Here is a 13,731-nt window from a genome sequence, read left to right as displayed (position 1 = left end):
TTTTATCTGCTCATAATGTGCCCTTGCCGGAGTCAGATTGAATCCGACGGCGCGTTGTTACCCACGTAATCAATGATCTTTTGCACCTCACTGCGTTCGTTTTTAAGGGTTTGCAGCTCCGACGGAGTATAGACGTCCGTACCCTTGGCGATCTCCCTGTTCAGCCGCTCGACCCGCCCCTGGAGGGAACTGGTCTGATTCGGGCAATTGGTTACATCCAACTGGGCGACCAGCAGGCACTCGTCTTTCTGCATGGACCGTCCCTCTTGCCCTTTTATCCCTTCATCGGCCAGAACCGGCAGTGCGGAAACAACCATTGCCGCGGCGGCAAACGATACTATCGTGTATACTCTTTTCATGACGAACCTCCCGTTGAGTCAACAATGGAACAACCTTTACTGTTCGATGCGCGCATCGCAGGTTCAAGGCAGGAATGAACATGGCTACCCTTTGCACCTGCGTATTTATGATTTTTACCTTACAACAATCCGCAGGATAATGCAACTGATTTTCAATATCATTTAAAGGAGTGCACCATCCGATTCCGTCCCCACTTCAGAGCCCGGTAAAACGACCCCATCGGTCGTTTGAACTTGTCAATAGCCGCATGTTATGGTACTAAATTTAAATTTACACAAAAATGTTTCGCACATTCAGGTACGGGGGTAACCGTGAACCAATTCTATAAAAATCTCGCACTCTGGCTCGTTATCAGTCTGATGATGATCCTGCTCTTCAACATGTTCAACAAGCCGCGGCCGACGGCGGACAAGATCAATTTCAGCGACTTCATCGCCCAGGTGGATGCCGGCAAGGTCACCTCCGTCACCATCCAGGGCAACGACATCACCGGCAAATTCGAGGGCAAGGACGGCAAGGAGTTCCGCACCTACAAGCCCTACTCCGACGCCGACCTGACCGAAAAGCTCCTGGAGAAGAAGGTCACCATCATCGCCAAACCGGAAGAGGAAAAATTCTCCTGGTTCTCGATCTTCATCTCCTGGTTCCCCCTGCTGCTCCTGGTGGGCATCTGGATCTTCTTCATGCGCCAGATGCAGGTCGGCGGCGGCAAGGCCATGTCCTTCGGCAAGAGCCGGGCTAAACTCCTGACCGAAAGCCAGGGGAAGATCACCTTCGAGGACGTGGCCGGCATCGAGGAGGCCAAGGAGGAACTGAACGAGATCATCGCTTTCCTGAAGGACCCCAAGAAGTTCACCAAACTGGGGGGCAGGATCCCCAAAGGGGTGCTGCTCATGGGCCCTCCGGGCACCGGCAAGACCCTCTTGGCCCGGGCCATCGCCGGCGAGGCGGGCGTTCCCTTCTTCTCCATCTCCGGCTCGGACTTCGTGGAGATGTTCGTCGGCGTCGGCGCCAGCCGGGTGCGCGACCTGTTCCTCCAGGGCAAGAAGAGCGCCCCCTGCATCATCTTCATCGATGAGATCGACGCCGTAGGCCGCCACCGCGGAGCCGGCCTGGGCGGCGGCCACGACGAGCGCGAACAGACCCTCAACCAGCTGCTGGTGGAGATGGACGGTTTCGAGTCCAACGAAGGGGTCATCCTGATCGCCGCCACCAACCGCCCCGACGTTCTCGATCCGGCCCTGCTCCGCCCCGGCCGTTTCGACCGGCAGGTGGTGGTGCCCCGCCCCGACGTCAAGGGGCGCGAAATGATCCTCAAGGTGCACGCCAAAAAGGTGCCGCTCTCGCCCGATGTGGACCTGGCGGTCATCGCGCGCGGCACCCCCGGCTTCTCCGGGGCCGACCTGGCCAACGTGGTCAACGAGGCCGCGCTCCTGGCGGCACGGGTGGATAAGGCCGTCGTGGAATCCATCGATTTCGACAATGCCAAGGACAAGGTGCTCATGGGCGTGGAGCGGCGCAGCATGGTCATCTCCGACGAGGAGAAGAAGAGTACCGCCTACCACGAGGCGGGCCACACTCTGGTGGCCAAGCTGGTTCCGGGCACCGACCCGGTGCACAAGGTTTCCATCATCCCCCGTGGCCGCGCCCTGGGCGTCACCATGCAGCTCCCCATCGAGGACAAGCACAGCTATTCCCGCGAGGCGCTCCTGGCCCGCATCGCCGTGCTGATGGGCGGCCGGGCGGCCGAGGACCTCATCTTCAACACCTTTACCACCGGTGCCGGCAACGACATCGAGCAGGCCACCGAGATGGCCCGCAAGATGGTCTGCGAATGGGGTATGAGCGACAAGATGGGGCCGCTCTCCTTCGGCAAGAAGGACGAGCAGATCTTCCTGGGCCGGGAGATGGCCACCCACAAGAATTACAGCGAAGCCACCGCCGTGGAGATCGACACCGAGATCAAGCGCATCGTGGACGAGAGCTACGACCGCGCCCTGACCCTGCTCAAGGAGAATATCGGCAGCCTGCACAACCTCTCCGAATGCCTGATCGAGAAGGAAAACCTGACCGGGGCCGAGGTGGACGAGATCATCGCCGCCGGCGCACCGATCTACGGGCACAACGGGAAGCAGACCTCCGACGAAGCGGCCGCGCAGCAGCATACCGATCTCAAGGCCTGATATGAACAGCTTTTCGGCCAGGATGCTTGCCGTCGCCTCCCGGGAGGAAGCGGAGCGGGAACTGGCAAGGATCGGCGTGGACCCGCGGGGCATCGGCATGATGTCCCCCAAGATGTCGACCCGCTGCATACACCTGAGCCGACTGCTCTGCCGCCAGGCCAACATCCTCAAGCAGGAGATGCTCGGCCTGGGGGGGGATGCGGCGGTGGCCCGCGGTACGGTGGCATGCAGCATCGACCGGACCGACGTCATCCTCATGGGTACGGAGAAGCAGCTCCGCCGGCTCTGCGAAAAGCTTGTCCAGCAGCCGTTCGGCCTTGCCGACCTGGCGGGCGAGTTGTCCGCCCTCCTGGCCAACGTTTCTTTGCCCCCGAAAACATGGAAAACGGCGCATCGCGAACTGGTGCTCGATCGTCCGCTCATCATGGGCATCCTCAACGCAACCCCCGATTCCTTTTCAGACGGCGGCAGCTTCCTCGATCCGCACAAGGCGGTGGAACGCGCCCTGGAGATGGAGGCCGAGGGGGCCGACATCATCGACATCGGCGGGGAGAGTACCCGGCCGGGCGCTCCCGAGGTGCCGGCCGCAGAGGAGTTGCGCCGAATCGCGCCGATCATCGAACTCCTTGCCGGGAGACTCTCCCGCCCCATTTCGGTGGACACGTGGAAAAGCGAAGTGGCCCGGGGAGCGCTTGCCGCCGGGGCCGAGATCATCAACGACATCAGCGGCTTCAGCTTTGATCCCGCCATGGCGCCCCTGGCGGCGGAGAGCGGCGCCGGCGTGGCCCTGCAGCATACCCGCGGCACGCCCGACAGGATGCAGACCCGCACCGACTACGCGGACCTGCTGGGCGAGGTCATTGCCGGACTGCGCTGCTCGGTGGAGTGCGCCGTTGCGGCGGGGGTCGAACGCGGGCGGATCGTCATCGACCCCGGCATCGGTTTTGCCAAGGATACCGCCGGCAACCTGGAAATCCTGCGGCGGCTGCGGGAGTTCGCCAGCCTCGGCCTGCCGCTCCTGGTGGGGACCTCCCGCAAGGCATTCATCGGCAAGACGTTGGGACGGGAGACGGGGGAACGCATGGTCGGCACCGCCGCGACCGTTGCCCTGGCCATAGCCAACGGGGCCGCCGTTGTGCGGGTGCACGATGTCCGCGAGATGCGCGATGCGGCCGACATGGCCCACGCTATTATCACCAGCTGAATGCCCTGGTCCGCCCCGGCCATAGGCGGTAGCAAACCAGCCGCTCCCAGAGGGAAAGAATGCCCGGATTGCTCGACAACAGCACCCTGCTCGACCTCGGCGACATCCTTATCGTGGCTGTCCTTGTCTACCATTTTTCCCTTGTCCTGAAAAAAGACGCCGCCGTCAGGCTCCTGATCTTTCTGCTGCTGTTCTTCTCCTGCTTCTACATGGCGCAACTCTCCGGCTTTTCCTCCACCACCTGGCTGCTGCGCACCATTTTTTCCTCGGCGCTGATCATTCTGGCCATCATCTTCCAGGGGGACATCCGGCGGGCCATCCTTTCCCTGGGGCGCCGCCCCACCCCTGCCAACACCCAGGATGAAACGACCGAAACCATCGAGGAGTTGGTCAAGGCGGTGGGCGACATGTCGAAGAAGCGGATCGGTGCGTTGATCGTCATCGTGCGCCGGCTGCCCATCGACCACTTGGTGGAGGTGGGCACCGAGATCGACGCCAAGGTGACCAGCGAATTGCTCAATTCCATCTTTCTCCCCTACTCCCCGATCCATGACGGGGCGGTGATCATCCACAACGGCAAGCTCACCAAGGCCGGCTGCCTGCTGCCGTTGTCAAAAAACCCGGACATCGCCAAGAGCTTCGGCACGCGGCACCGGGCGGCCCTGGGGCTGTCCGAACTGGTAGACGCCCTGGTCATGGTGGTTTCGGAGGAGACCGGCAACATCTCCCTGGTGCATGACGGCAAGATTTATTACGACCTGGAGCAGGCCGAAATACGACGCATGCTGCGAAAATCCCTGGATTTCATGCGTGTCCACACCGCGGTCCCGGCCGGAGAGGCGGCAAAGCCATGACCTGGAGTCTCGCCGCCGTCAAACGCCGCTGCATGCGGAACGCAAGCCTCAAGATCCTGAGCCTCATGCTGGCGGTCTGCATCTGGAGCTTTACGTCACTGTCCCGGGAAACGCGCTTTGAGCTGGTCCTGCCCGTGGAGTTGCGCAACACCCCACCCGGCTATACCGTGGCCCCGCCCCTGCCGGGCGAGGTGCGCTTCACTCTGACCGGGCCCTCCATCCTGATCGACGGCGCGCGGCGTTCCAACTCCCGGGTCATCCTCAACCTGCGGGGTGCCAGGCCCGGAAAGGCCCTCTTTTCCCACTTGGAAACCAATCTGAAGCTGCCGGAGGGGATCAAGGTGACCCGTATCTCGCCGGCCGCGCTGGAAATAGACCTGATCAGAGAACAGACGATTTCAGACCAAGGAGACAAAAAACCGTGAAGAAACTCTTCGGAACCGACGGTGTCCGCGGCGTTGCCAATATCTATCCCATGACCAGCGAGATGGCCATGCAGTTGGGCCGGGCAGCAGCATACATCTTCAAGAGCGCAGGCCATCGGCGGCACCGCATCGTCATCGGCAAGGACACCCGCCTGTCCGGTTACATGCTGGAAAATGCTCTGGTGGCGGGCATCTGCTCCATGGGGGTAGACGTGCTCGTGGTCGGTCCCCTTCCCACGCCGGGCATCGCCAACATCACCTCTTCCATGCGGGCCGATGCCGGCGTGGTCATCTCGGCGTCCCACAACGCCTTCCAGGACAACGGCATCAAATTTTTCTCCGCCGACGGCTTCAAGCTCCCGGACGAGATCGAACTGAAGATCGAGAACCTCATCGAAACGAATCACATCGATTCCCTGCGCCCGACCGCCACCGAGGTGGGCAAGGCCTTCCGCATCGACGACGCCGCCGGCCGTTACATCGTGTTCCTCAAGAACACCTTTCCCCAGGAGATGGACCTGTCCGGCCTGAAGATCGTGCTGGACTGCGCCAACGGCGCCGCCTACAAGGTCGCCCCGGCCGTCTTCGAGGAGTTGGGGGCCGAGGTGATCCCCCTGGGGGTGAAGCCAAACGGCACCAACATCAATGCCGGGTGCGGCTCGCTTCACCCGGAGGTGATCAGTGCGGTCGTCAAGGAGCATCGGGCCGACATCGGCATCGCCCTGGACGGCGACGCGGACCGGGTGATCGTCTGCGACGAATTCGGCAACGAGGTGGACGGCGATCACATCATGGCGATCTGCGCCACGGACATGCTGCGCCGCAACATCCTGAAAAAGAACACCCTGGTGGCCACGGTCATGAGCAACATGGGGCTGGACATCGCCGTGAGAAAGGCGGGCGGCACGGTGATCAAAACCGCCGTGGGCGACCGCTACGTGGTGGAGGAGATGCGCAAGGGGGGTTACAACCTGGGGGGGGAACAGTCCGGGCACATGATCTTCCTGGACCACAGCACCACCGGCGACGGCATCCTCTCGGCACTCCAGCTCCTGGCGGTCATGCGCCGCGAGGGAAAACCGCTCTCCGAACTGGCCAAAGTCATGATCGCCCTCCCCCAGGTGCTGGTCAACGCCCGGGTCGCCGAAAAGAAGGACATCATGACCATCCCCGAGATCGCCGCCCGGATCGGCGACGTGGAGAAAAAACTGGGGAACGAGGGGCGCGTACTGATCCGCTATTCCGGCACCGAACCGCTCCTGCGGGTCATGATCGAGGGACAGGACAAGTACGAGATCACCACCTGGGCCAACGAGATCGCGGATATGGTGAAACAGCACATCGGGGAATAGATAACCCAAAAAGGTCTGCCACGGGGCAACGGAAAACGGCGCAAAGCTTGAGAAACGATCTGTATCCGGTTTTACCCTAAAATGTCTTTTTGATTTTCTTTGTGCCTTTGTGAGCTCTCTGAGAGATAGCCTTTGATTTAATCGAAACCGGGCTCTCACTCGCTCACGGAGACACAAAGAACACAAGGGACAATAGCTCAGTGGCAGATTTGAGGAGGTTTTAACGTGGCAAAATTGGGATTGAACGTCGATCATATCGCGACCGTGCGCCAGGCACGGGGAGGGATTGAACCTGATCCGGTGACGGCGGCCTCCATGGGCGAGTTGGCCGGGGCCGAAGGGATCACCATCCACCTGCGGGAGGACCGGCGGCACATTCAGGACCGGGACCTGGAGATCCTGCGCCAGACCGTGAAGACCAAGCTGAACCTGGAGATGGCCGCGACCCAGGAGATGGTGCGCATCGCCCTGAGGGTGAAGCCGGACCAGGTCACCCTGGTGCCGGAGAAACGCCAGGAGTTGACCACCGAGGGGGGACTGGACGTCATCCTCAACATCAAGGCCGTTACCGATGCCGTCAAGCGCCTGCGGGACAACGGCATCACCGTCAGCCTGTTCGTCGATCCGAACCAGGAGCAGATCAAGGCCGCCAACAAGACCGGCGCCGATTACATCGAGATCCATACCGGTTCCTATGCCGAGGCCCGGGAGTGGGCTCTGCAGGAGAAGGAATTGGAGGCCGTGGATACCGCCATCAAGCTGGCCCGCAAGGTCGGCCTGGGGGTCAACGCCGGGCACGGGCTCAACTACGTCAACATCAAGGCGATTGCCGCCCTGGGGGGGATCGAGGAGTTCAACATCGGCCACTCCATCATCGCCCGCGCCATGCTGGTCGGCCTCGACCGGGCCGTGCGGGACATGGTAGAATTGATCAAGTACGCATGATCTTCGGCATCGGTGTCGATACGGTGGAGATCGCCCGGTTCCGGCGTTTTCTGGAGGAGGGCAACCGGGTGATCATCGCCCGCCTCTTCACCGAAACGGAGCGTGAGCGATGCAACGCCCGCAAGGATGCCGCCTCGTGCTACGCCGCCCGCTTCGCCGCCAAGGAGGCTTTCCTGAAGGCTCTGGGCAGCGGTCTGCGCGACGGCATCTCCTGGCACGACATGGCGGTCGTGAACGACGGGGCCGGCAAGCCGGATCTCCGGCTCACGGGGCAGGCGGAGAGGATTTTCACGGAGAAGGGATTGGGGAGGGCATTTCTCTCCCTGTCCCATGACGGCGGGCAGGCGGTCGCCATGGTCGTCCTGGAGGCACCATGAAGGTCATATCTGCGCAGACCATGCAGGAGGTGGACCGCCAGGCCATCCGGGAGCACGGCATCCCGGGGCTGGAATTGATGGAGCATGCCGGCCACGCCTGCATGGAAGCCATCTTCCACGAATTCGGCTATACCGGGGGCAAACGGGCCGTCATCTTCGCCGGGCGGGGCAATAACGGCGGCGACGGCTACGTTGTCGCGCGTCTCCTGCTGCAAAGCGGCTGGCAGGTCCGGGTCTGCATCCTGGCGCAACGGGAGCGGATCGAGGGCGATGCGGCCATCAACCTGGAACAGTTGCCTCCGGCCGTGGTTTCCTACTGCACCGTCCCGGGACAAATGACGGAGCTGTTTCAGGAAGAGCTCCGCCAGGCCGACGTCGTCGTGGACGCCCTTTTCGGAACCGGCCTGAACAGCGAGGTTGGCGGCGTCCACCGGGAGGCGGTGGAACTGATCAACGCCGCCGGCCGGCCGGTCGTGGCGGTGGACATCCCTTCCGGCATCCACGGCACGTCCGGCCGGGTGCTGGGGTGCGCGGTGCGGGCGACCGTCACCGTCACCTTTGCCGCCGCCAAACTGGGACACGTCCTGTATCCGGGCGCCGAGCATACCGGCCGCCTGGTGGTGGCCGACATCGGCATCCCGGCAGAACTCGTGGAGAAGGCCGACGGCTGCGAATTTCTCGCCGCCGAGAGCATCGCCCCCCTGCTGCGCCGCCGCGACCGTCAGGCCCACAAAGGGCATTTCGGCCACTGCCTGATCGTCGCCGGGTCCCGCGGCAAAACCGGCGCCGCCGCGCTCTCCGCCAACAGCGCCGTGCGGGCCGGCTCCGGCCTGGTGACCCTGGCGGTCCCGGAAAGCCTCAACCCGATCCTGGAGGTCAAGACCACCGAGGCCATGACCGTACCCCTACCCGATTCCGGTGCCGGCTACCTTTCCGACAGCGTATTGCCCGCCATCGAGGCGTTGCTCCCCGACAGGGACGCCCTGGCCATCGGCCCCGGCCTGGGCCAGGAGCCCGCCACCGTTGCCCTGGTGCATGCCCTCCTGAAAACGGCCGCCCTCCCCCTGGTGATCGACGCCGACGGCCTGAACGCCGTGGCCCGGGACGTGAACTGCCTGCTGGACACGAAAAGCGCCGCCGTGGTGCTGACGCCCCATCCGGGAGAGATGGCCCGCCTCATGGGGGCCACCGTCGCCGAGGTGGAAGCCGACCGCATCGCCACGGCCCGGCGCTTTGCCGCCGCCTTCGGCGTCCACCTGATCCTCAAGGGCTCCCGCACCATCGTCGTCGCGCCCGACGGCAGTACGGCCATCAACGGCAGCGGCAACCCGGGCATGGCCAGCGGCGGCATGGGGGACGTGCTGACCGGCATCATCGTTTCGCTCCTGGGCCAGGGGTACGGCTGCCGGGACGCCTGCCGCCTGGGGGTCTTCATCCATGGCCATGCCGCCGATCTGGTGGCCCGGGACAAGGGGGAGATCGGCATGAGCGCCGGCGACGTGCAGGAAAAGCTCCCCCATGCCTACCACGACCTACTGACATCACCCTAAGGAGACAGCGTATGCAGACCGTAGCCGATATCATGACCAAAGACGTCGTTACCGTGAAAAAGGAAACCAACCTGCGGGAACTGGCGGGGATCTTCGAGACCCGCCGCTTCGGCAGCCTGCCGGTGGTGGACGATGCCGGCAACCTGACCGGGATCGTGACCGCCTCGGACCTGATCGAACAGGGGCGCAACCTGCACATCCCCACGGTCATCTCCATCTTCGACTGGGTGATCCCCCTGCAGGGAGAACGGACCCTGGAACGCGAGGTGCAGAAGATGACCGCCCAGACCGTGGGCGAGATCTGCTCCGGCGACGTGGTGACCATCGCCCCCACCGACCCGGTGAGCACGGCGGCCGACATCATGAGCGACCGCAAGCTGCACGCACTGCCGGTGGTCGAAGGGCACAAACTGGTGGGGATCGTTTCCCGCATCGACATCATCCGCAACCTGGTCCCGAAGTGATCCAGGAGGTCTTCCACACCAGTTCTCCCGACGAAACCGAGGAGTTGGGGAGACAGGTGGGGGCTTTGCTGGAACAGGGGGCATTTTTGGCCCTGCGGGGTGAACTGGGCGGGGGCAAGACCTGCTTCACCCGCGGCGTGGTTCAGGCGGCTGTCCCGGAAAGCGCCCACCTGGTCGCCAGCCCCACCTTCGCCATCATGAACCAGTACCCCGGCCGGCTGCCGATCTACCACTTCGACTTCTACCGCATGGCGGGCGAGGCGGATATCGACGACCTGGGCTTCACCGAGTATCTGCAGGGCGACGGCGTCTGTATCGTGGAATGGTCCGAACGTCTGGAGGGTCTGCTCCCCGACGATCACCTGCGGATTTCCTTCCACGACGCCGGCGACGACCGGCGCAGGATCATCATGGAGGCGCGCGGCCCCTCCTCGGAGATTCTGTTGTCACGCTTGCTAAGGCGTATACAGGACGATAAAATTTCTTTGACCTGAACGTTACTAATCTGTTATAGAGCTTTACCTTCGGGTTGTTCTTAGTTCTGTCCCACCACCTTTTGTGAAGGAGCGAGGTATGGCACTGGTAGTCCAGAAATACGGCGGCACGTCGGTTGGCACCGTCGACCGCATCAAAAACGTCGCCAAACGGATCATCAAGACCTATGAGGCAGGCAACGACGTGATCGTCGTCGTGTCCGCCATGTCCGGAGAAACCAACAAACTGGTCGCCCTGGCCAACGAGATGAGCGAGATTCCCGACGGGCGCGAATATGACGTGGTGGTCGCCACCGGCGAACAGGTTACCATCGGCCTGCTGGCCATGCACCTCAAGTCCTTGGGGTACAAGGCCAAATCCTACCAGGGGTGGCAGGTGCCGATCGTCACCGACAGCACCGCCAGCAAGGCGCGCATTGAGAGCATCGACGGCAAGAACATCCACGCCGACCTGAAAGACGGTGCCATCGTGATCGTGGCCGGTTTCCAGGGGATCGACGCGGCCGGCAACGTCACCACCCTGGGGCGCGGCGGCTCCGACACCTCGGCCGTGGCCATTGCGGCGGCCCTCAAGGCCGACGTCTGCGAGATATACACCGACGTGGACGGCGTCTACACCACCGATCCCAACATCTGCAAGGAAGCCCGCAAGGTTGGGAAGATTTCCTATGACGAGATGCTCGAACTGGCCAGCCTGGGCGCCAAGGTGCTGCAGATCCGGTCCGTGGAATTCGCCAAGAAATACAATGTGGACGTGCACGTCCGCTCAAGTCTCAATGAAAACACCGGTACCATGGTTACCAGGGAGGATAAGGAAATGGAAGGTATTCTCGTATCAGGGGTGGCGTACGACAAGAATGAAGCCAAGATTACCGTCATGGGAGTACCGGACAGACCGGGCATCGCCGCCAAGATTCTCACGCCGCTCTCCGACGCCGCCATCTCGGTGGACATGATCGTCCAGAACGTCAGCCAGGCCGGCATGACCGACTTCACCTTCACCGTGACCAAGGCCGACCTGAAGCAGGCCCTGCTGATCACCAATGAGGTCGCCAAGACCATCCAGGCCAAAGAGGTCCTTTCCGACGAAAACATCAGCAAGGTGTCCATCGTCGGCCTCGGCATGCGCAGCCACGCCGGCGTCGCCACCCAGATGTTCGTGGCCCTTGCCGGCAACGGCATCAACATCCAGATGATTTCCACCTCGGAGATCAAGATCTCGGTCGTGATCGACGAGAAGTACACCGAGTTGGCCGTACGCGTCCTGCACGAGACCTTCGGCCTGAAAAACTGATCTCCCCTACCCCGGTCCAAACAGAAAACGCCCCTCCGGGATCTCCCGGCGGGGCGTTTTCTGTTTGTCATCCTGCTCTCCGGCCAGTTTCAGCATAACGGCATCACAACGAAGGAGCTTCGCCCTCCCTGTCGTTACCCGTCCGACGCGGGGCACGACTCCACCCGGCCAGGGGAAGCTGCCGCCTTCCTCCGTGTGCGCAGTTCGGCAAAGAAGGTGCTCAGCAGTGATGAGCACTGCTGCTCCAGGATACGGGGCACCAGTTCCACCCGGTGGTTGAGGCGGGGGTCATTGGAGAGGTCGTAGAGGGTGCCGGCCGCCCCCCCCTTCGGGTCGTGGCAGCCAAAAACAACGGTGGGTATGCGGGCCAGGATGATGGCCCCCATGCACATGATGCACGGCTCTAGGGTGACGTAAAGTGTCGTATCCAAAAGCCGCCAGGAACCGAGTTTCCGTGCGGCCTTTCTGATGGCGATCAGTTCGGCGTGGGCTGCGGGGTCCTGGGCGGTTTCGCGCAGGTTATGGCCGCGAGCGATGATCCTGCCGTCCCGGACGATGACGCAGCCGATGGGAACTTCGTCCTTGGCCCGGGCCCTGGCCGCTTCGGCGATCGCTCGAGTCATCCAGTAGTCGTGGTCTTTCTTCAAGGTGGTTTCACATCCTGTCAGGTGTTTCATAGCATCGTCAACGAGGAAACATAGCGAAAAGGAGGCGGGGTTGTCCACCGAATTCCGCGAGGACTCACCGGCCAGGGGCACCGCGACAAAAGCCGTTGTCTTTGAAATACTTGCGATTTATAGCTTGACCGCCGGGTCTATTCATATTAGCTTTTACGAAGTTGACCGGATTGTGCCTGTCTGGACGGTGCCACGCCACATCGCGGCATCATAACGGGAGACAGCCGTTTGCCATGACGAGGGGTGACGAGAAAAACGGGCACAACGAGGAAGCGGTCAACAATCCGGACTCACTCCCCGACCATTCGTACACCATGGTCAACCGGGATCACGAGGGCAGATGCATGAGCGTGGTGCCCCGAAAACGTCCCTAACAACTCCCAGGTGGTGCCACATGTTTATGAGATCACACGACAAAGTTGTTAATGAATTGCGCAAGGAACTGCGGGCGGCCATGGGAGACCACGGCAAGTTGAGCAGGCTGCACTCCCTTGTCACGGAAAAAATCAACCATGCGGACACCTACGGAGAAGAGAAGGAAAGCCTCACGCGCTTCAGGAAGGAAGTCCGGGACGCCCTAAACAGCTGCACCTCGCGGCCGGCTTTTTAGCACGGTCCGGCAAGGCCGGCCCGGCACTCCCGCCGATGTCGGCAAAAATGCCGCCGAACCTTTTGCACCAATCCCCCCCTCTCTTCCGTTACCCTTTTCCCATCATGCCGCGGACGGCGGCCGGCAGGTCCGCCGGCAGGATCACCATCTTGGCGTTGGGCGAGGCGGCCAGCTTCTGAAGCATGGTGACGTAGCGGTCCCCCAGCAGGAACACGGCGGGCAGATCGCGGTCCTTGATGGCCTCGCTGATGTCGGTAATGGCCTTCGCCGACGCTTCTGCCAGCCTGACCTGGGCCTCGGCCTCGCGCTTGGCGGCTTCCAGGCGTCCCTCGGCCTCGCGGATGGTGGCTTCCCGCTTCCCCTCCGCCTCCAGGATGGTGGCCTGTTTGAAGCGGTCGGCGCTGGCCTGCTGCTCCATGGCCCGCTGCATGGATTCGGACGGCTTGATGTCCTGGATCTCCACCGACTGGACATAGATCCCCCAGGTCGCCACCTCCTTGGATATTGAATCCTGCAGTTTGGCTTTGATGTGTTCCCGCTCCGACAGGGCGCTGTTCAGGTCCATCTGGCCGATGATGGCCCGCAGGGAGGTCATGACCAGGTTCTGGATGGCGTACTCGTAGTTCTGGATCTCGTACACGGCGCGGGTCGGGTCGGTGACCTTGATGAACGCGATGGCATTGGTGATGATGACGGCATTGTCCCGGGTAATCACCTCCTGGGCGCCCACGGAGAGCACGTCTCCCTTGGTCGAAACCCGGTAGGCCACGATATCGATATAGGGGATGATGAAGTTGAGCCCCGGCTTGAGGGTCGAATGATATTTGCCCAACCGCTCCACGACCCACTCCTGCCCCTGGGGAACGGTCTTGACCCCGGCAAACAGGGTTGCGGCAACCACCACAAAAAGAACGCCAAACACAACAACTCCCGCCATCGTAT

At 62.3% G+C, this 13,731-nt stretch carries 17 protein-coding genes; 14 read left to right on the top strand and 3 right to left on the bottom strand.

Annotation, left to right across the window (positions count from 1 at the left end; genetic code table 11):
• Window positions 1-32: 32 nt before the first annotated feature.
• Complete coding sequence (locus tag FO488_RS07865; protein WP_168205941.1) at window positions 33-359, bottom strand: hypothetical protein; 327 nt, start codon at window positions 357-359, stop codon at window positions 33-35.
• 312 nt (window positions 360-671) lie between these two features.
• Between FO488_RS07865 and ftsH the strand changes: the two genes are divergently transcribed.
• The 11 genes from ftsH to FO488_RS07810 all read left to right on the top strand — a co-directional run bounded on the left by ftsH (window position 672) and on the right by FO488_RS07810 (window position 11,502).
• Complete coding sequence (ftsH, locus tag FO488_RS07860; protein ID WP_149210052.1) at window positions 672-2,543, top strand: ATP-dependent zinc metalloprotease FtsH; 1,872 nt, start codon at window positions 672-674, stop codon at window positions 2,541-2,543.
• A gap of 1 nt (window position 2,544) precedes the next feature.
• Window positions 2,545-3,747, top strand: coding sequence for a dihydropteroate synthase (gene folP / locus FO488_RS07855; RefSeq protein WP_149210051.1), 1,203 nt, complete (start codon window positions 2,545-2,547; stop codon window positions 3,745-3,747).
• Window positions 3,748-3,806: 59 nt separating this feature from the next.
• Window positions 3,807-4,601 carry a diadenylate cyclase CdaA gene (cdaA, locus tag FO488_RS07850; protein ID WP_149210050.1) on the top strand — a complete coding sequence of 265 codons (795 nt, stop codon included), beginning with the start codon at window positions 3,807-3,809 and terminating at the stop codon, window positions 4,599-4,601.
• On the top strand, window positions 4,598-5,026 hold the full coding sequence (locus tag FO488_RS07845) for a hypothetical protein (RefSeq protein WP_149210049.1): 429 nt from the start codon (window positions 4,598-4,600) through the stop codon (window positions 5,024-5,026). Before cdaA ends, FO488_RS07845 begins: the two co-directional genes overlap by 4 nt.
• Window positions 5,023-6,378: a phosphoglucosamine mutase gene (gene glmM, locus FO488_RS07840; RefSeq protein ID WP_149210048.1), complete on the top strand. Its 1,356-nt coding sequence runs from the start codon at window positions 5,023-5,025 to the stop codon at window positions 6,376-6,378. Before FO488_RS07845 ends, glmM begins: the two co-directional genes overlap by 4 nt.
• 225 nt (window positions 6,379-6,603) lie before the next feature.
• Window positions 6,604-7,323: a pyridoxine 5'-phosphate synthase gene (locus FO488_RS07835; protein ID WP_149210047.1), complete on the top strand. Its 720-nt coding sequence runs from the start codon at window positions 6,604-6,606 to the stop codon at window positions 7,321-7,323.
• Window positions 7,320-7,700, top strand: coding sequence for a holo-[acyl-carrier-protein] synthase (locus FO488_RS07830; protein WP_149210046.1), 381 nt, complete (start codon window positions 7,320-7,322; stop codon window positions 7,698-7,700). The genes FO488_RS07835 and FO488_RS07830 overlap by 4 nt, the downstream gene beginning before the upstream one ends.
• Window positions 7,697-9,250, top strand: coding sequence for an NAD(P)H-hydrate dehydratase (locus FO488_RS07825; protein WP_149210045.1), 1,554 nt, complete (start codon window positions 7,697-7,699; stop codon window positions 9,248-9,250). Before FO488_RS07830 ends, FO488_RS07825 begins: the two co-directional genes overlap by 4 nt.
• Before the next feature lie 11 nt (window positions 9,251-9,261).
• Complete coding sequence (locus FO488_RS07820; protein ID WP_149210044.1) at window positions 9,262-9,714, top strand: CBS domain-containing protein; 453 nt, start codon at window positions 9,262-9,264, stop codon at window positions 9,712-9,714.
• A complete protein-coding gene (tsaE, locus tag FO488_RS07815; RefSeq protein WP_149210043.1) occupies window positions 9,711-10,208 on the top strand; it encodes a tRNA (adenosine(37)-N6)-threonylcarbamoyltransferase complex ATPase subunit type 1 TsaE in 498 nt (165 codons plus the stop codon). The genes FO488_RS07820 and tsaE overlap by 4 nt, the downstream gene beginning before the upstream one ends.
• A gap of 79 nt (window positions 10,209-10,287) precedes the next feature.
• Window positions 10,288-11,502 carry an aspartate kinase gene (locus FO488_RS07810; RefSeq protein WP_149210042.1) on the top strand — a complete coding sequence of 405 codons (1,215 nt, stop codon included), beginning with the start codon at window positions 10,288-10,290 and terminating at the stop codon, window positions 11,500-11,502.
• 134 nt (window positions 11,503-11,636) lie between these two features.
• Here the strand turns inward: FO488_RS07810 and tadA are convergent, their stop codons facing one another.
• Window positions 11,637-12,179 carry a tRNA adenosine(34) deaminase TadA gene (tadA, locus tag FO488_RS07805; protein ID WP_149210041.1) on the bottom strand — a complete coding sequence of 181 codons (543 nt, stop codon included), beginning with the start codon at window positions 12,177-12,179 and terminating at the stop codon, window positions 11,637-11,639.
• A gap of 40 nt (window positions 12,180-12,219) precedes the next feature.
• On the opposite strand from tadA, the gene FO488_RS19390 reads away from it, so the two are divergent.
• From FO488_RS19390 to FO488_RS07800, 3 genes are read left to right on the top strand one after another with little or no spacing between them, the layout of a single operon-like run.
• Entirely contained in the window at window positions 12,220-12,393 is a 174-nt protein-coding gene (locus tag FO488_RS19390) for a hypothetical protein (protein WP_168205940.1), read from the top strand.
• A gap of 19 nt (window positions 12,394-12,412) precedes the next feature.
• Complete coding sequence (locus FO488_RS19385; RefSeq protein ID WP_168205939.1) at window positions 12,413-12,553, top strand: hypothetical protein; 141 nt, start codon at window positions 12,413-12,415, stop codon at window positions 12,551-12,553.
• A 20-nt stretch (window positions 12,554-12,573) separates the two neighbouring features.
• Window positions 12,574-12,789 carry a hypothetical protein gene (locus FO488_RS07800; protein ID WP_149210040.1) on the top strand — a complete coding sequence of 72 codons (216 nt, stop codon included), beginning with the start codon at window positions 12,574-12,576 and terminating at the stop codon, window positions 12,787-12,789.
• Window positions 12,790-12,877: 88 nt separating this feature from the next.
• Here the strand turns inward: FO488_RS07800 and FO488_RS07795 are convergent, their stop codons facing one another.
• Window positions 12,878-13,726, bottom strand: coding sequence for an SPFH domain-containing protein (locus tag FO488_RS07795; protein WP_149210039.1), 849 nt, complete (start codon window positions 13,724-13,726; stop codon window positions 12,878-12,880).
• Window positions 13,727-13,731: the final 5 nt, after the last annotated feature.

It is taken from the genome of Geobacter sp. FeAm09, from assembly GCF_008330225.1.
Taxonomy (GTDB): domain Bacteria; phylum Desulfobacterota; class Desulfuromonadia; order Geobacterales; family Pseudopelobacteraceae; genus Oryzomonas.
The sequence above is the reverse complement of the archived record's forward strand: the minus strand, read 5'-3'. Positions and strand labels throughout refer to the sequence as shown.